This window comes from Bacteriovorax sp. PP10 (assembly GCF_035013165.1).
GTDB classification, from domain to species: domain Bacteria; phylum Bdellovibrionota; class Bacteriovoracia; order Bacteriovoracales; family Bacteriovoracaceae; genus Bacteriovorax; species Bacteriovorax antarcticus.
In genome coordinates, this window is sequence record NZ_JAYGJQ010000001.1 from 147,000 (window position 1) to 164,515 (window position 17,516).

The following is a 17,516-nucleotide window of genomic DNA, read 5'->3' on the forward strand; positions in this document are numbered from 1 at the left end:
ATTTAGGAGGAATATATGAGTTATGGTTATGGTGCGTATAAAAAAACAGCAGTAAGCACTGCCAGCAAAGAACAAATCCTTTTGATGTTGTATCAAGCTGCTATTAAAAATTGTAAAAAAGCGATTGAGGCCATTGAAGCAAAACAAATTGCTCAAAAGGGTGAATACATCGGGAAACTTCAGGACATCGTTATTGAATTAAATAACAGCCTGGACTTCGAAGTTGGTGGCGATATCGCGAAAGAATTATCTTCGCTTTACGACTACATGTTGTTTGCTTCTACACAGGCAAATATCAAGATCGATGCTGAACCTCTTCAAGGATGTCTTAACGTTCTTAACACTCTTTACGAAGGTTGGAGTGAGGCGATTAAGAGTTTAAAAGCGGCACCAGCTGCTGCTCCAGAAGAAGTTAAAAAGTAATCAATATACGAGGATAATTTATGTTAAATGAAATCATGATTAGCATCCAAGGCCATCTGGCAATGCTGGAACTCGCACTTGCGAGCTCTAAAAAAATTACTGCTTTTGCAAGTTTAGAAAACCTGGACGCTGTCGTTGCTGAAACAGACAACCGCGAGCGCCTGGTAAATATTATTGGAAAATTGCAAAGCACGATTGAAAACCAAATCAATCAACTAAACGCTGCTGCTCTACAAGACGATGATATTATGATTCTTAAAGCATGGTTTCACGACTTAAGTGTATGGTCTGACAGAATGATCGAAGCTGATAAAGAAACAGTTGAGATTTTAAGTCAACAAAAAGAAAATACGACGAAAGAGATCGCCCACCTTTTCAAAAACAAAGAACTGTTCAAAGGCTACAATCACACTAAAAAATAAGTATCACTTCACGTACCTGGATCTTCTTCTCTCATTGACAAAAATCCAGGTACGTGAGGTAATATTAGAGTCTGCGGAGCTAAAGATTAGCTCTCGCACTAATTGACCTTTTTGAACCTTAAGGATGAGGCGCAGGGGTACCATGAATCACCTACCAATTATTTCTTCTTTCGACATTAAAACATCACGTACTGAACAAAAAGTTCCAGTCGTAAATGGTGTCCACCTCCATTCAATTTACAATCCGTTTAAAGAAGCTGAGAACTTAATCAACAGCAATCTTGAAGCGTTGGAAAATAAAAATGAAGTGTTAATTTTGGGCCTTGGTTTTGGTTATCACGTTAACTTTGCCATTGAGAAATTAACAGAGATGTACGGTAACAATTTTAAAGTGGTTGTTATTGAACCTAACTCAAGAGTGCACGAAGAGTGCTTGTCTCTTGATCTTTTGAATAAGAAAAATGTTTTAGTTTATTCTGGTTTTACGGCCAATGAACTTTACAGTGATCTTGATCTGATTCACTTTCTTCTAAGAAAACCTGCGATGATTGCTCATCCAGCTTCTTTCAACCTTTATCAATTATACTTTAAAGATTTCCTGACTTTTGAGGCTCCAACAAAGATTGAAGACATTTCAAAATTCACCGAAGTTCACCAGGTAAAAACATATTTAAAGAACTTTGATGCCTCTTCAACATTTGAAGAAGCTTTCTATAATGAACTTCCACAGAAATCGCAATTTTCCGAAATGGATTTCCTGGCAATGGCATTAGTTGAAATGACAAAGAAGAGCCAGGACGCAAGTTCAGATCAAAATTCAGGAGAGGCCGAGTAATGAAGAAGATATTAATCATCAACCTTAGAAGACTAGGCGATGTATTTTCGACTGCTCACTTAATTAACTCGCTTACAGCTAATGGTGAAAACCAGGTTTCACTTTTAACTTATAAAGAAAGTTCAAAAGCTTCAAACATCTTAAAAAATGTCAGCAATGTTTATGAAATTGACCGCAAAGAACTTATTACACTTAAAACAAATAAGCTTTTTTCTGATGGATTTGCTTTCGAGCAACTATTCAATCAAATTAGCGCAGTTAAGACTCAAGAATGGGATCAGATCATCAACTACTCAAACGATGTAGTTGGAGCTTATCTTTCTTCTTACTTAAAAGAGTCTTGTAAACAAGTGATCGGTGTTCATTACAACGCTCAAAGAAATGTTATTATGCAAAACGAATGGGAACTTCTATTTAACGATGTTCTTCCTGTCGTAAAATACGCTCCTATTCACTTCGTTGACTGCTACCATAAAATGGCCGGCGCAACTCTAGTGAAAGATGGTGAAAAATTAAATACAAATGCTAAATACAATGAAATGGCATTTAACAATATTAATGCTGTTAGAAAACAACACAGCACTAATGAATGTAAAGCGATTGGTATTCAGCTAAAAACTGCTGATGCTTCTAAGGATATCCCGGAAGAAACGCTTCACGAGCTTATTGATTTAATCAGAAGCCATGAAGAACTGATCCCATTTCTTCTAATTGCTCCTAATGAAGACGAAAGAAGATTAGCTGAGAGTTTTAACAATGCTCATGAAAATGAACTGGTTGTTGTAGAAGCTGACCTTCAGGCCATGGCCTCAGTTCTTATGAACATGGATATGTTAATCACTCCATGCACGGCCATTAAGCACATCGCTGACCTGACTGAAACTCCAGTGCTGGAAGTTTCTCTGGGGCACGCTCCTTTCTTAAAACAAGGGACATACTCAAAAGATTCACTGATTTTAACTGACGTAATTTCAAACCGTGAGTTCACAAAAGAAAATGCAACTTCCGGGACTGCTATTACTGCTCTGGATATCATGAGCTGCATGCTTTATGCTCTGACTCGCTCTAAGTCGATTAAACCTCGCCTTTCAACTAATGTAACTTTATACCAATCATCTTTTGATCAAATGGGTATCAGGTACACGCCAGTAGCGGGAACAGTTAATACAAAAATTGAAATTCACCGTTTAATGTCGAGACAATTAATCAGTACATGGTTTGAACAAAACCCAGATATGCATATCTACCAGGATGTTTGTAATCTTGATTTAAATGCAGCGACTGAATGGACGAACTCTGAAAAGACCGTTGTAACAAGTGTCATGAAGGACATTTTAGGAACACTGAGATCTCTTCTTCAAAGTGCAGAAAACAAAAAAAGCTCAAAAGATTTCGTTATGAATCTTGGGAAGCTGATCTCGCATATCGACAGTGAATCCCTGGTGCAAATCCCGGTTTCAATGTTCAAGAGCAAAATCGAAGCAATTAACGTAAAGAGTTTTGAAGAAAATTCAAAAGAAGTGGAAATGCTTCTTTATGAATTGAAATCAGATATGCAAAAGATTCTTCAGTGCCTTCAAGAACTTGAGGTGCAGATTAATTCAAGCAAAATGGACGACATGATTACGAGAAATCTGGAATCCACTAAGCTTTAGACATTCACACTCTCGAAAAAAATAAACCAGGATGGCTTATGAATATATTTCAGGATGATATCAACAAAGAATTCGATAGAATCAAAAACACACTGACAAATGGTCAGCCGCTAACCCTGGAAGATTTAAAAATCATTCTTTTAGCTGAGCTTAATGAGGAGGATTCTCATGAAAGCAAATAGTGCAACCAACTCAGGCCAACCTACGATCGCCCTGCTTCAACTGACTCGTCTTGGAGACTTAATCCAGACAGTTCAAGCTGTGCAGAACTTTAAAAATGCTCACCCAAACTACCGCATGGTTTTGATTGCCAGGTCACAGTTCGCAAAACCTTTGAGTTTTGCACTAAATAAACATTTCGATGCTGTTTACACACTTGATACTCAATCTATTTTTCAAGATCACGAAACAGCGGGATTATCTAAATCTATCAATGGAATCAACTCATTTTTAAACGAAATTAAAACTGAAAAGATCGATGCTTTAATCAATCTTTCTTTTTCTAAATCATCATCATATTTAACTTCATTAATTCCAGCTGTGCATAAGATTGGATCTTTCCACGACTTTAATAATAAAGTTCAAATGAACGATAAGTGGTCTCAAATTTTATACTCAACAGTTATGCGTGGGGCCCTTAATCCATTCTCACTGGTTGATCTATTTAAGAACATTATCGGGATTAAACATACTGAACCAACTCACGCAACTCCAGCGAACTTAAGCGCACGTCAAAACCTAATTGTTGTTCATCCATTTGCTTCTAGTGATAGAAAAGCATGGAAAGCTGAAAAATGGGTTGAAGTTATTTACAAAACTCTAAAAGACAACGACAAGTGCACAATCACTATCGTTGGTGCAAAAAATGAGATGTTAAAATCTCATGTGATCACTGAAAATCCTTTATTGAAGCAGTATTCTGCCAGACTATTAAACGTCACTGGGAAAACTTCAATTGAAGAGCTTTCAAAAGTTATTTCTCAAGCTAAACTTTTTGTTGGACACGATTCAATGGTTGGTCACCTGGCCGCTTTAAACAGCACGCCAACACTGACAATTTCATTGGGGAACGTAAGACCTCACGAAACGACTCCTTACCAAATGAACGCTTATAATCTTGCTCCAAGAACAAAATGTTTTCCATGTTTCCCATCGGACTCATGTGCTTACACTCAATGTCACCACGATATTCCATACCAACTGGTAAGCAATATCATTAAGCAATTAATGACTGGAACACCAATTGATGCTGACTGGATTAAAAACGCAAACTCAAGTTTCCACTTAAGTTCAGTTAACTTCTATCGCTCTCGCTTCCACAATGGTCAGATGACTCTTGATAGCTTAATAGGCGATCAACAAGACGTGGCCGACATCTTCAGAACTCTTTACAGAGTGACGTGGTCATTTGTTATGAACAACGTTGAAGAAAACTTCCCATTTCCTAAATTAACTCCATCATCTCACCGCGATCTTCTGGATGCGATGACAGGACTTCAGCATTTATTTGAACTTTCAGAGTTTGGACAAAAATATTCACGCTATATTCTTGAAGAGATTTCTTCATCAACTCCTAGTATTTCTAAAATTAAAGAATACTCAAAAAAGATTGATGAGATTGACCACCTTCAAGCGATGGTGCAAAAAACATCTCCATACCTGGCACCAATTATTGACTATTTCACTGTGAGAAAAGGAAATCTTTTCGGAGAAAATATCGTAAAGCTGACTGAAAGCTCTTACTACTGTTTCGAGGAAAACGCTCAGCTAACAAGTGTGATGTATGAATTAATTCAAAACACTATTGCTGAATACAAAATCACAGGAAGCAAGATTAACTCTCGTTCTGATTTAAACAAGTAGGATAATAATGACATCATTAAATAAAGATTCTAAAAATAACTCTTCTCTAAACCTTGCTTTCGAATCAATTGAATCATGTTTTGGTTACGTTGATTATATTACAGCACAGATCCATAAGTTGATTGAGAACTACAATCAAGGAAACATGGATCTAGCTAACCAGAATTTTGTAGAAGTAATTGAGCTTATGGATTTATACATCCAGCTGGTATCCCGCGTTTACCGCGTGCTAAGAGTTGAGATTCCAACTATGCATAAAGATGAAAGCATCCAGAAGCTAGAAATTCACTTGCTATCAGTCATGAAGGCCCTTCTTCAGGCCAAAGAAAAAAATGACACAATCATGCTTTGTGACTTGCTAGAGTATGAGCTCGCCGATAACCTTACACAGTGGAAGATCAAGGTTTTACCAGAATTAAAGAAATTAAAAAATTATTAAGTTCGAATTCGTTCGAGCTTAATAATTTTGAATATAAGGCCAAGCCAATTAAGGCCTTCAAAAGCATTTTTGAAAAGAAAGTCCTCATCTCATTTAAAATCAACAAACAGACAGAGCTGGAACAAAAGTATCTTCATAAAGAAGAACTGCGATCGCTCTTGTCTTCTATTTCAGAAATTAAAGAGCTCCCTGCGGCCATTTTAAAACTGCCGGCACTAAGCTCATTTGAAACCTGCCATGTGTTGGTTCATGAGAAGGGAAAACCTGTGGGGCAGAACTATCTGGCCGTTCATGGCGAAAATGAAGAAACTAAACTCATTGCTGTTCAGAATTTCAATTCGCTGTTTAATCTGGTTAAAAAAAGTAAAAATAAAATCTTCAGTCAGTCACTGACGCTAAAAGATGATTTATCGGTAGTAGGGAATTTCCTCGCAAAAGAAATTGACCTGAAAAACTATTCGGTAATCTATCTTATGTCCCGCAATTCTTTTTTACCTCCAAGCTCCGAAGAACAAGACGAATTTCAGGCGCTGTCAGCTTTTTTACATCCTCTGTTACTTAAGATTTTGGATAAAGAAAAAAATGATCTAAAAAAAGAAGTTCTAAGACAGTCATTGGAAAATTTTCCCGAAAAAATTTCCATTAAAAAAAACAATCAAATTGTTTTCACTAATAAAACGGATGTCACTTCTGATGAAAACTCCAACTTGATGATTTTCCCATTAGAAGCTGAAGACAATAGCACGACTATGGAGCTTTCAAATTTCAGTAAAGATAAAATCTCAACTGAACTTTATCACTCTCAACGTGTTTCTCTTTTAGGTGAACTTCTAAATACCCTTCAGCATGAACTATCTAATCCTCTTTTTGGATTGACCTTAACCAGTTCAATTTTAGAAGATGAGACAACAAACGAAGAGACAGCAAGTATCCTGAATGAAATTTCTCAAAACGCTAACCGCTCTCAGACTATTATTAAAAACTTCTCGAATCTTTATAACGACCAACAAGAATTTAAGAAAATTAATCTCTACCGCTTTATTGACGAGGTCATGACCCTGACAAAAAGCGAGACCAAAGAGATTGCTAAATCAATTCAATCTATTGGTTTTGACCCCAATGATCCGGCAGATGACTTAGAAATTACCACCAATCCGACTTGCTTAACGCAAATCATCTTTAATTTGGTCATTAATGCGGCCCAGGCGATTAAAGAGCATGGGACTGACTTTAGAAAAAATAGCATCGTAGTTAGGCTCACAAAAATGGAGTCCTCAGTTGAGATTTCGGTCATCGACGACGGGCCAGGCGTTAAATTAGAAGACGTTCCCATCATTTTCCAGCCTTTTTTCACGACCAAAGATTCCGGAACAGGCCTTGGGCTTTCCATCTGTCAAAACCTTGCCCATCAACTTGGCAGCAAAATCGATTTTAAAAACAATTCCCCTTTATTAGGTGCAACTTTCTCGATAAACTTACCTGTCTAGTCACAGGAGTTTATGTTGAAGAGAATTTTACTCATCGAAGATGAACCGCTTATTCAAAAGTCGCTTAAGAAGCTTTTGGAAAAGCGCGGGGTCAGCGTTACTGTTGAAAGTCGCGGTCGCGAAGCGATTGGCCTCATCCTCAATCAAGAGTTTGATCGTATTATTTGCGATCTTATGCTTCAGGATATTTCCGGATTTGACGTTATCGAAGAGGCCAAAGGTCGCTTTACGATGGCCGAAATCAGCAAACTATTTATTATCATCACTGCTTACAGCTCACCTCATGTTATCGAAAAGGCCACTCAGTATGGGTGCCTGCTTTTATCTAAGCCATTCGAAAACATCGACGAAGCTCTAAACATCTTTTTATCTTCAGGAGGCACGAGTGGCCCAGCTTAAGAATATTACGATTGTCCTAAAGCCAAAAGTCACTGCCGAGTTCGAAAGTATTTTACCCAACCTTGCTTCATGGCTACACAGAAGAAAAAAAACTGTAATTTTTCTCTCAAAAGAAAAAGAGCGTTTAACTAAAATTTTTAAAGGCAATTTAAACAACCTAAGCTTCGTTGAAGAAAAAGATCTTCATAACGACACAGACCTGATCATCACGATGGGTGGTGATGGAACGCTGATTGGTGTCAGTAGAAATGTAAAAAAGAATTCTCCGCCAATCTTTGGTGTGAATATGGGCAACCTGGGTTTCATTACTGAATTTTCTAAAGTCGAGTTTTTCGATCAGCTTGAAAATACCATTAAGGGTACTTATAAGCTGACTTCGCTTCCTCTTTACCAAGTTGAAGTGACGAAGAAAAACAAAGTATCTTTTAAGGGAACATTTTTGAACGACCTGGTTATCAACAATAATCAAATCTCACGCATGTTAACTCTTTCTGTTGAATCAGAAGGAGAGCATATTTATAACCTTTCTGGAGATGGTTTAATTATCAGCTCACCGATTGGTTCAACAGCTTACTCTCTAGCTGCTGGCGGGCCGATTATCAGTCCTAGTGTTAATGCCATTACGCTGACTCCAATTTGCGCTCACAGTTTAACTCATAGACCCCTGGTAATTCCTGACAACACTAGTGTATCAATCAAGGCAGCTAAACCTGACGAGATGATTAAACTAACTCTGGATGGGCAGGAAGCGGTCGTCGTTACATCTCAGGACACAATTAAAATTTCAAAAAGAAAAACTCTTCATGTTAAATTAATTAAAAACCCTGAAAGAACATATTTTAGAACACTCAAAGAAAAATTCACACACGGGATGAGGGATACAAAATGAAAACAAATGAAACACTTTATTTGAAATCATTGAACTTGCAGAATTTCGCCACTTTTGAAAACCAAATTATTCAATTCGACATTAAGTTCAATACTATTGTCGGTGAAACTGGTTCGGGGAAAAGTTTAATTTTAGATGCTCTTCAAATCATCTTTGGTGGACGCGCGGATAAGAAACTTATTAGAAAAAATGCTGAGTTCGCAACGATTGAAGCCGTTTTCTCTTCGAACGATCCCGTTATCAAGAAATACTTCCACGATATCGGACATCCTTTTGATGGAGACGAAATTGTTGTTAAGAGAAACATCTTCACAAATGAAAGTTCAAAGTCATATTTAAACTTCCAGTCATGTTCTGCTTCGCTTCTAGCTGCTTTTGCTAAACGCTTCGTGGATCTTGTTGGCCAGTTTGAAAACCAAAAGCTTTTAAGTGAAGACTATCAATTAGTTCTTCTGGATTCATACGCTGGCTTAAGTCAGGACATTCATGACTACCAGGCGCTTTATACGCAACTAAGTAACTTCAAAAAAGATTTCAGCGATCTGATGAATGAAAAAAGTCTTCGAGCTCAAAGAGAAGACTATATCCGCTTCCAACTTGAAGAACTTGAAAAGTTAACTCCAAGTATTGATGACGAAGCTGAGTTATCTAAAAAGAAAGACCTGATCTTAAACGTTGAAAAAAGACAACAAACACTAGGCGCTCTTGCTAGTGCGATCTCTGATGATGAAACCAACCTTCTTGACCTGTTAAAAGCTTGCTTAAACAAAGCAGAGAAAAGTGGTGGAATCGTTTCAGAAGAAATCACAGCAAAGTTATATGAAGTTAAAGCTCTTCTAGAAGACGTTTCATACGATTTATCTAAGGACTTAAACGCAACTCCTGAAGATGAAAATATCGAAGAGATCATTGACCGTTTAGATACTTACCAAAGACTAAAAAGAAAATTTGGTGGATCTACTGAAGAGATGATCAGAATGTTTGCTGAGTTTAGAGCTGAGCTTGATTCATTCTTCCAGGTTGACGACAAGATCGCTCTTATCTCAAAAAAAATCAGCGACCTTGAAAACCGCTGCCAGTCTTTTGCTGAAGAACTTCACAACATTCGTATCGCAAGAGCTGAATCATTGTCTAAGGAGTTAACTGTAAAGGTTCGCGACCTGAAGATGAATGGTGCGACTTTAAAAATTAATGTAACGAAGAATGATCATCTAGGAAGCAAAGGTTTTTCTAAGATCGACTTCATTGCTGAAACAAACCCAGGTGAAGGATTCTTTAAAGTTAAAGATATCGCTTCTGGTGGAGAGCTTTCAAGAATTCTTCTATCTGTAAGACAAATCCTATCGAGCAACGACACAATTTCAGTGTTCTTATTTGATGAGATCGATACAGGAATTGGAGGCGAGACTGCGCTATCTATTGGTAAGTCACTTCAATCCGTTGCTGAATACTCTCAAGTTTTAGCGATTACTCACCTTCCGCAAATTGCTAGTTTCGCTACTCAGATCATTAACGTTTCAAAAACTACGAAAGTTATCGATGATCAACCTAGAACTGTTTCAATTATTGAGCAGGCGATGGGTGCACAAAGAGAAAGCTTTATTAAGGCAATGAATCCAGAAATTCAATAGTCTAGCGAAAAAATGCGAAGCATTTTTACTTGTTAATTAAGAGTTCGCTAGACCGGTTTAAAACTTACGTCTCCATTTTCGATGGAGATGTAGGTTTTTGTATGCTGGGCATATCCATTATTTACATACTCAAAACCAGACGCTGAAGTGTAGTGATCTTTTACGTGACTATGGCCTAGAACGATCATTTGGCAGGGGTGTTTTTTGAAGAAGACTTCTGCTGATAATCTAAAGTTGTCTTTAATGGGTGTTAAATCTGCTTCAGTAGAATAACGTTTGTTATTTCTTTTACGAGACTTCTCGGCCGAATACTCTCCTATCCCTTTAATTAAAAAATGTGGCATTAAATAATTTGCATAGTAGCGCAGGGGAGGAGATGTCACGACAGCTTTGAAAAGTTTGTAACTTGGATTATTTAATTCGATATCATCGCCGTGAGCGAGATAAATTTTCTTTCCGCCATCAAAGAATTCAAAATGAGTGGCCATCGAAAATAGCGATGCATCTAATTCAGAGTTAACTAAAAAGAATTTCCTATAAAGTTCCCTGATATGAAAGTCATGGTTGCCTTCCACGTAGCAGATATGTTTCCCACTTTTAATGAGTTTTTTTATTTCATCAAAATAGGCCTGGAATCTTACGAAGTATTGTGTGTGAGGGCCGATCATTAAATCGAATATATCGCCAAGAAGAAAGATAACATCACTCGACTGTACGTCAGGATTTCTTAAAAATGCTAAGAGCAAGTTTTCGGCGTTATCACCGGCGATTTTTACATGGACGTCTGAGATGGCTGCAAATTTCATACGATATTATTGATCGTTTTCAAGCTTATGTAAATTGCATATTGCCCGAACTCAAATACACCGTTTTTATTTTTTTGTTTTCAAAAGAAGTAATAAATCTCCACTGGAGATTTATTTCGGTCAATTAGCCTTTTTCATCGTTTGTTGAACTAGGATTTGATGAGTGACAAATTCTACCAGGTATTCGCGGTCTTCTGCAGAGATATTCATGAATCTAAAAGCAATTTTATATCCACCGTATGGAAGACTGTCTAATTTGTAGCGGTCAATTGTGATAGCATCAACACACTCAGCTTTAACTTTTATTTTGCGGCCAAGAATATCAAGCACGACCATTGGAAAGTCTTTTCCTTTAGCGATCACAACTTTATCTGACTTGGGAAGAATGATGGCGAATCCACCAAGGCTTAAATCAAAAACTGATTTTTTAAAAAGGTTTCTATTAAGTTCAAAACTCGCATAACAAGTTTTTAACGGAACAACTCTTTCATGTTTTCTGCGCTCATAGAAAGAGTAATCAGTTGGAAGATGAATTCTGATTTTTTTATCTACAGTGATGGTTTTTAGTCCAGCAGTAAAAGAAACAGAAAGCTCCGGAACGTAGATATTGAGTATGCGATTTCCTGAAATAACTTTTGAAAGAGCAGCATCATCTTCGTTTTTAGCAACGAGTTCGATTTCTCCGTAGTCTTTTCTAAATGCGACGATTTTAAACTCGCACTTTTCAACTACTCCACCCAGCGATTGCCACGCAAAAAATGAAATCTTATCCTGAACTGCTTCAACAAGCATCCTTTCAAATTCTCTTCCTCTTTTTTGCTCTTTCATAGTTTTTCCAAGGCTCTTTTCAGTTTTGTTTTACCCTTATAAAACCTCTCCGTTTTACGGGAGAGGTGGGGATAAAACAGTAGGTACTTTTTTCTTTAAAAAACCCGGAAGACTTTCATCTTCCGGTTATTAACTTTTTAATAATTATCCAATCAATCTTAGTGCAGAGTTTGGAATCTGGTTAGCTTGAGCTAAAGTCGATACCGCTGCATTCTTAACTACCGAGTTAGAAGCAAGGGCCGCAGAAGCATCAGCAACGTCCACATCCTGAATAACTGATCTAGCACTATCTTGGTTGATCGTTTGAACTTCAAGGTTCTTGATCGTCGATTGTAGTCTTGACTGAATCGATCCCAAGTCTGCTCGTTGTCCTGATACTTTTTCAATCGCTTTATCGATGCTTCCGATAGAAGTTAAAGCATCATCTTTATTTGCTATAGCTGTACTTGCGATCCCAATTGAGTCTGCTGAAGAGTTTGTCTCATTTGAGTCGAAAGAAATCTTATTTTGTTCACCGGCAAATGCTCCAACCTGGAAGTCCATTTTACCTTTACCTTTACCGTTTAGAAGTTGTGTTCCGTTGAATGTCGTTGATTCAGAAATACGATCCACTTCTTTACTTAACTGTTGATATTCTTTATCCAGGAATCCTCTTTCTGTATCACCAACTGTGTCTGAAGCAGCTTGGATTGTTAATTCACGAAGACGGATCAGGATGTTTGATGTTTCGTTTAATCCACCCTCTGCAGTTTGAACTAAAGACACACCGTCGTTTGCGTTTCTTGAAGCCTGTCTTAAACCTTTCGTTTGTGCTTCTAAGTTTGTAGCGATTGCGAGACCAGCAGCATCGTCAGATGCTTTTGTAATTCTCTTACCAGAAGAAAGTTTTTCTAACTGAGAGTTCCCAGCGTTTGAAACTTCTTTCAAGTTCTTTTGTACTGTTTGTGAAGCGATGTTTGTTGCAATTCTTAAACCCATTTGTAGTCCCCTGTTTTTAAGAGAATCCCCATTCTCTTTTGTTATTGACTGCTTTTGTCAGTCAAACAACCTATCGAACTACTCGGGGAAATACTTAAGCAAATTGTTTTGCTCGGATGAATCTTTGTGAGTTTTTGGTGTAGATTTAAACACTTAGAGGTGCAAATAATTTGATTAAAATACTTTTGTCAGGCCCTAAAAAAACCCTTCCGCCTATAATTGCGGGGAAGCGGAAGGGTTGGGCTTAAGTATTAGATCATAACAATCATTGCAAAATTATTATGAGCTATGGAGACTACTTAATTAGTAAAAAATTTAAAACTAGTTACTCTATTCAGAGTGAGTAGTTGTTTTTCTCTAAGAAGAGAGTGCTCAAACTCTAACTATTTTCATAGCGAGGAGCACTCTTCTTAAAAACAACTTACCCAATTAATCTAAGAGCAGAGTTTGGAATCTGGTTAGCTTGCGCTAATGTCGATACCGCTGCATTCTTAACAACCGTGTTAGAAGCTAAACTTGCAGAAGCGTCAGCTACGTCTACGTCTTGGATTACTGAGCGAGCACTATCTTGGTTAATCGTTTGAACTTCTAGGTTCTTCACAGTCGATTGTAGTCTTGACTGGATAGATCCTAAGTCAGCTCTTTGTCCTGAAACTTTTTCAATCGCTTTATCGATGTTTGAGATTGCATCTAGTGCAGATCCTTTTTCATCGATCGAAGTTCCTGCTACACCAATCGAATCAGAAGATGCGTTTGTTTCGCTTGCGTCGAATGAAATTCTGTTTTGTTCTCCGGCAAATGCTCCAACCTGGAAGTCCATTTTACCTTTACCTTTACCATTTAATAACTGTGAACCGTTGAATGTTGTAGATTCAGAAATACGGTCAATCTCTTTGTTCAACTGTTGATATTCTTTATTTAGGAAACCTCTTTCAGTATCACCAACTGTGTCTGAAGAAGCCTGAATCGTTAACTCACGTAAACGAGTTAGAATGTTCGTCGTTTCGTTTAATCCCCCTTCAGCCGTCTGAACTAGTGAGATACCATCGTTAGCGTTTCTTGAAGCCTGTCTTAAACCTTTTGTCTGCGCTTCTAGGTTAGTAGCGATCGCAAGACCGGCAGCATCGTCAGATGCCTTTGTGATTCTCTTACCAGAAGAAAGTTTTTCTAACTGAGAGTTCCCAGCGTTTGAAACTTCTTTCAAGTTTTTCTGTACCGTTTGTGAGGCAATGTTTGTAGCAATTCTTAAACCCATGTAATTCTCCTGTTAGAAGGCCCCCGCCTTCTTTTGTTAATAACCAAGCAAGTTGGTCAGTTAAACAACCTATCGAAACACTCGGGTAAAAACTTAAGCACTTCGGTCAACTATTATTAATAATAATTTAAGAAATTTAAAGATTCTGAATAGTTAGATTGGAAAAAAGAAATAAAAAAGGCCGAATTACTTCCGGCCTTATATAGATAGAAAAAGATAAAGGAACATTACTTATAACCGAGAACCGAGCTGTATCTAGTGCCCCAAAAATTAGTTCCATAATCACAAAACACATTTACTTTCTCGATAACAATCTGAAATTATAGTTTCTTTTGAAATTCGATCTTATTGATAATTACAATTGCTTCTTTAAAAATATGACTATCATTAGCGAGAACTCTTTTTAAAATCACACCCATATTATTTTCAATATTACTTAGAATGTTATTATCTATTTCTTTGAGTTGCTCATACGGTACATTAGGAATTTCTAAAAGTTCTTTTTGCTGCATACTTATATAGTTTTCCATAACAACTTTTTTAAGGGCCGATTCTATAATAGTTTGAGTATATTTCTCACTATCGATTTTATAATTTCTATACTTAGAATAAAGTCTTTTTGCTTCCTCTATTCTGATCTTTTCTTTTTTCTTAAAGGATGTTCTGTTTGAGATATTCAAAATCTCATTAATAGCGTAACCAATATCTTTTTCATTACTCCCGTCTACCTGAATAAAGGAGCGTAAATCACTTGCTACCCTCTCAAGATAATTCTTAATTTCCTTTTCATAATTAATTGAATAATAACCTTCAATCAACAAATCGTTATTTCTATTGATCCAACTGTAGAGATAGCCTACACGATCAGTTCTGCCGGTATACTTGTAAGCCAATACAGAATCCATATTGCTTCCCTTCAGAGTTGTCTGTAGCTCTTCAACACTTACATCTTTTCTTATTAGTAGCCCAACTACTTTGCGAGTATTTTGGCTATCCGTGTGTTTAAATCTCGTTCTTGCATACGCATAAACAATCTCATGCAGATAAGTAACTGCTCTACTATGTAGAGAGTGTTTGGTATGAAACATTAGTCGTTGATCGAAGTATAAATTAAGACCGTTAGAACCCTCATTTTGATGAAGTGCTATTGTGGCCACGACGCAATTACTTGAATCAAGTCGCCCAAGAAGATTGTAATCATCAACTGGATAAAGGCCATCAGGCTGTGCAACTGCCAGGTCAGAAGGTATTTTACTCAAAGTTTCAATAAGACTGTCATATAACTCTGGGGCTGAATTTTTCACTCGCTCAATCACTCTGCGCGCATAATCTTCTACATCTTCTCCTTCCATTATTTGAATCAGCTCTGGTGATTTTAGCTCAGACATTCCGCGCGAATATTTTGCTTCTACAAGATCTAGGACTTCTATACGAGTGATGTGTTTTATATGTTCATTGCGAATTGATCCATCAATAATATTTCCAGCTTGATCCCTTTCACGAATTTGTTTTGGGATTTCTGGTGTATCAAAACACACCAGTGCATTACCACCCCCACTAGATCCTGCACCTGCAAAAGTGGGGGGTGCTGAGAATGTCACTAACATTAGTGCTAAGAAAGACAGTGATTTCATAAATTCTCCATTACTTGTCATGTTAGACGATTTCAAAATATCCAACTCATTTTGAGTAATATTTCCATGGTGAACTTCTTAACAAGAGATCTTATAACGCAATAGGTTTTATTTCTAAAAATTCATGCTATAATGTTAGTAATTACTAACTATTCAAGGGTAAGGTATTGAAACATGATAGTTTTTGAACAGCCAGAATATCGAAACTATATGAAATATCGCCTGGATCAAAGACGTGGGACTAGGTCCGAGCTAGCAGAATACTTAGGATGTCAGAGTGGTTATATCTCACAGGTGCTTCAGGGCCTGTCTGATTTTTCGCTTGAGCAGGGAATGAAGATCACACAATTTTTACAGTTGAGTGAGGAAGAGTCTCACTTCTTTATGCTGCTGCTTCAATTAGAAAAAGCTTCTACTCAAATGTTGAAAGATTATTTCAAACTGCAAATTGTTCAGATTAAAAAGCAACGAGATGAAATTAAAAATCGTATTAAAGTTAAATCGCACTTAAAGGCCGAAGACTATCATCAGTATTATAGTTCGTGGGAATACGCCGCTCTTCACATTCTCGTTTCAATTCCTGAATTTCAGCAAAAAGAAAAAATAAGAAAGAAATTAAAACTAACAAATGCCAGATTAAATGAAGTACTAGATTTTTTACTTGATAAAGGTCTCGTTGAATTTAAAGATGATAAGTATGTCATTGGTAGCTGGAGAATTCACTTACCAAAAGATTCTCCCTATATTCTTTCTCATCATCAAAACTGGAGACTTCACACTATCAGAATGCTCTCTGATAAAAATCCATTGAACTTAAATTACTCTGGTGTATTTTCACTAGCGAACGCTGATATCCAGGCGATCAAAGAAATTCTCCTTCAATCAATTGAGAAAACTGAGAAGGTGATTGCGCCCTCACCAGAAGAAGAAATGGTTTATGTTGGTATTGATCTGAATGTCTTTTAAATAAAAAAAGGCCCCGCACAAGCGGAGCCCTTTTAATTCTAAGAATGATTTTTTCAATTATCCAATAAGTTTCAGAGCAGCTGATCCTGATTGATTAGCTTGCGCAAGAACTGAAGTCGAAGCAGCTGACAGAATGTTTGATTTCGCAAGTTCTGCAGACTCAGATGCAACGTCAGTATCTCTAATTCTCGAGTTCGCAGCTGCTAAGTTTTCGTTTCTTGTTTCCAAGTTAGAAATCGTAGACTGCAGTCTGTTTTGTAGAGCACCTAGATTCGCGCGGTTTCCGTTTACTCCGTTAATCGCGTTGTCGATCTTTTCTAAGTTCTCTTGAGCACTAGCTTTCGTTTGTACTCCCAGGCCTTCAATACCTAAATCAGAAGCTTTTCCGCTTGAATCCTGTGGTCTGTAAGCAAGACGATCGTTTTTAGCATCGTTCATTACTCCGATTTGGAATTCCATCGTATCACCTTCACCAGTTAACAGTTTTTTACCGTTAAACTCAGTTGAAGTTGCAATTCTATCTACTTCTTGAGTTAAATGTTGAAACTCTAAATCAGCAAATTTTCTTTCAGTGTCACCAACAGTGTCAGATGAAGCTTGAACCGATAACTCTCTTAAACGAATAAGAATGTTAGAAGTTTCGCTTAGTCCACCTTCAGCTGTTTGAATCATCGAGATACCATCACCAGCGTTTCTTGTAGCTTGTTGAGTACCACGGATGTTAGCTTTTAACTTTTCCGAGATTGCTAAACCTGCTGCATCGTCACCCGCTTTATTAATACGAGATCCTGACGATAATTTTGCCATTGAGTCAGCTTTTTTAGCTTCCACTTGGCCCATTGATGATTGTGCTCTTAACGATTGAATGTTTGTGTTAATTCTTAATCCCATTTTAGTCCCCTAGATTCATACCTTCCTCCTTAAAATTTAAGACTCGAACAACCATGTTGGAATCTTTGTTAGTGTCTGCAAAAGTCCCATCCTTTGCATGCATTAAATATCGGAG

18 protein-coding genes are annotated in these 17,516 nt (G+C 37.3%); 12 read left to right on the forward strand and 6 right to left on the reverse strand.

Annotation, left to right across the window (positions count from 1 at the left end):
- Positions 1-15: 15 nt before the first annotated feature.
- The 11 genes from fliS (at position 16) to SHI21_RS00705 (ending at position 10,043) form a co-directional block, all read left to right on the forward strand.
- Positions 16-423, forward strand: coding sequence for a flagellar export chaperone FliS (gene fliS / locus SHI21_RS00655; protein ID WP_323574164.1), 408 nt, complete (start codon positions 16-18; stop codon positions 421-423).
- A 20-nt stretch (positions 424-443) separates the two neighbouring features.
- The gene (locus SHI21_RS00660; RefSeq protein ID WP_323574165.1) at positions 444-845 is read left to right on the forward strand and encodes a hypothetical protein; all 402 of its coding nucleotides are present in this window, start codon (positions 444-446) and stop codon (positions 843-845) included.
- Between the two features lie 142 nt (positions 846-987).
- A complete protein-coding gene (locus tag SHI21_RS00665) occupies positions 988-1,680 on the forward strand; it encodes a hypothetical protein (protein WP_323574166.1) in 693 nt (230 codons plus the stop codon).
- Entirely contained in the window at positions 1,680-3,335 is a 1,656-nt protein-coding gene (locus tag SHI21_RS00670) for a glycosyltransferase family 9 protein (RefSeq protein ID WP_323574168.1), read from the forward strand. The genes SHI21_RS00665 and SHI21_RS00670 overlap by 1 nt, the downstream gene beginning before the upstream one ends.
- Positions 3,336-3,373: 38 nt before the next feature.
- Positions 3,374-3,517, forward strand: coding sequence for a hypothetical protein (locus tag SHI21_RS00675; protein WP_323574170.1), 144 nt, complete (start codon positions 3,374-3,376; stop codon positions 3,515-3,517).
- Positions 3,504-5,198 carry a glycosyltransferase family 9 protein gene (locus SHI21_RS00680; RefSeq protein ID WP_323574171.1) on the forward strand — a complete coding sequence of 565 codons (1,695 nt, stop codon included), beginning with the start codon at positions 3,504-3,506 and terminating at the stop codon, positions 5,196-5,198. Before SHI21_RS00675 ends, SHI21_RS00680 begins: the two co-directional genes overlap by 14 nt.
- 7 nt (positions 5,199-5,205) lie before the next feature.
- Complete coding sequence (locus SHI21_RS00685) at positions 5,206-5,637, forward strand: hypothetical protein (RefSeq protein WP_323574172.1); 432 nt, start codon at positions 5,206-5,208, stop codon at positions 5,635-5,637.
- Positions 5,589-7,124, forward strand: a complete 1,536-nt coding sequence (locus tag SHI21_RS00690; protein ID WP_323574173.1) for a sensor histidine kinase — start codon at positions 5,589-5,591, stop codon at positions 7,122-7,124. The genes SHI21_RS00685 and SHI21_RS00690 overlap by 49 nt, the downstream gene beginning before the upstream one ends.
- A gap of 12 nt (positions 7,125-7,136) precedes the next feature.
- On the forward strand, positions 7,137-7,523 hold the full coding sequence (locus SHI21_RS00695) for a response regulator (protein ID WP_323574175.1): 387 nt from the start codon (positions 7,137-7,139) through the stop codon (positions 7,521-7,523).
- Entirely contained in the window at positions 7,510-8,412 is a 903-nt protein-coding gene (locus SHI21_RS00700) for an NAD(+)/NADH kinase (protein ID WP_323574177.1), read from the forward strand. Before SHI21_RS00695 ends, SHI21_RS00700 begins: the two co-directional genes overlap by 14 nt.
- Positions 8,409-10,043: a DNA repair protein RecN gene (locus tag SHI21_RS00705; RefSeq protein ID WP_323574179.1), complete on the forward strand. Its 1,635-nt coding sequence runs from the start codon at positions 8,409-8,411 to the stop codon at positions 10,041-10,043. The genes SHI21_RS00700 and SHI21_RS00705 overlap by 4 nt, the downstream gene beginning before the upstream one ends.
- Before the next feature lie 47 nt (positions 10,044-10,090).
- Here SHI21_RS00705 and SHI21_RS00710 read toward each other — a convergent pair whose 3' ends face one another.
- The 5 genes from SHI21_RS00710 to SHI21_RS00730 form a co-directional block, all read right to left on the reverse strand.
- Positions 10,091-10,849 (reverse strand): UDP-2,3-diacylglucosamine diphosphatase, encoded by a 759-nt coding sequence (locus SHI21_RS00710; protein WP_323574180.1) that lies wholly within the window; start codon positions 10,847-10,849, stop codon positions 10,091-10,093.
- Positions 10,850-10,969: 120 nt separating this feature from the next.
- Entirely contained in the window at positions 10,970-11,677 is a 708-nt protein-coding gene (locus SHI21_RS00715; RefSeq protein ID WP_323574182.1) for a PilZ domain-containing protein, read from the reverse strand.
- Positions 11,678-11,821: 144 nt separating this feature from the next.
- A complete protein-coding gene (locus SHI21_RS00720) occupies positions 11,822-12,655 on the reverse strand; it encodes a flagellin N-terminal helical domain-containing protein (RefSeq protein WP_323574183.1) in 834 nt (277 codons plus the stop codon).
- A gap of 421 nt (positions 12,656-13,076) precedes the next feature.
- On the reverse strand, positions 13,077-13,910 hold the full coding sequence (locus SHI21_RS00725; protein WP_323574184.1) for a flagellin N-terminal helical domain-containing protein: 834 nt from the start codon (positions 13,908-13,910) through the stop codon (positions 13,077-13,079).
- A 320-nt stretch (positions 13,911-14,230) separates the two neighbouring features.
- Entirely contained in the window at positions 14,231-15,544 is a 1,314-nt protein-coding gene (locus SHI21_RS00730) for a hypothetical protein (RefSeq protein WP_323574185.1), read from the reverse strand.
- A gap of 174 nt (positions 15,545-15,718) precedes the next feature.
- Between SHI21_RS00730 and SHI21_RS00735 the strand changes: the two genes are divergently transcribed.
- Positions 15,719-16,510, forward strand: coding sequence for a TIGR02147 family protein (locus SHI21_RS00735; RefSeq protein ID WP_323574186.1), 792 nt, complete (start codon positions 15,719-15,721; stop codon positions 16,508-16,510).
- Between the two features lie 57 nt (positions 16,511-16,567).
- Here SHI21_RS00735 and SHI21_RS00740 read toward each other — a convergent pair whose 3' ends face one another.
- A complete protein-coding gene (locus tag SHI21_RS00740) occupies positions 16,568-17,401 on the reverse strand; it encodes a flagellin N-terminal helical domain-containing protein (protein WP_323574187.1) in 834 nt (277 codons plus the stop codon).
- Positions 17,402-17,516: the final 115 nt, after the last annotated feature.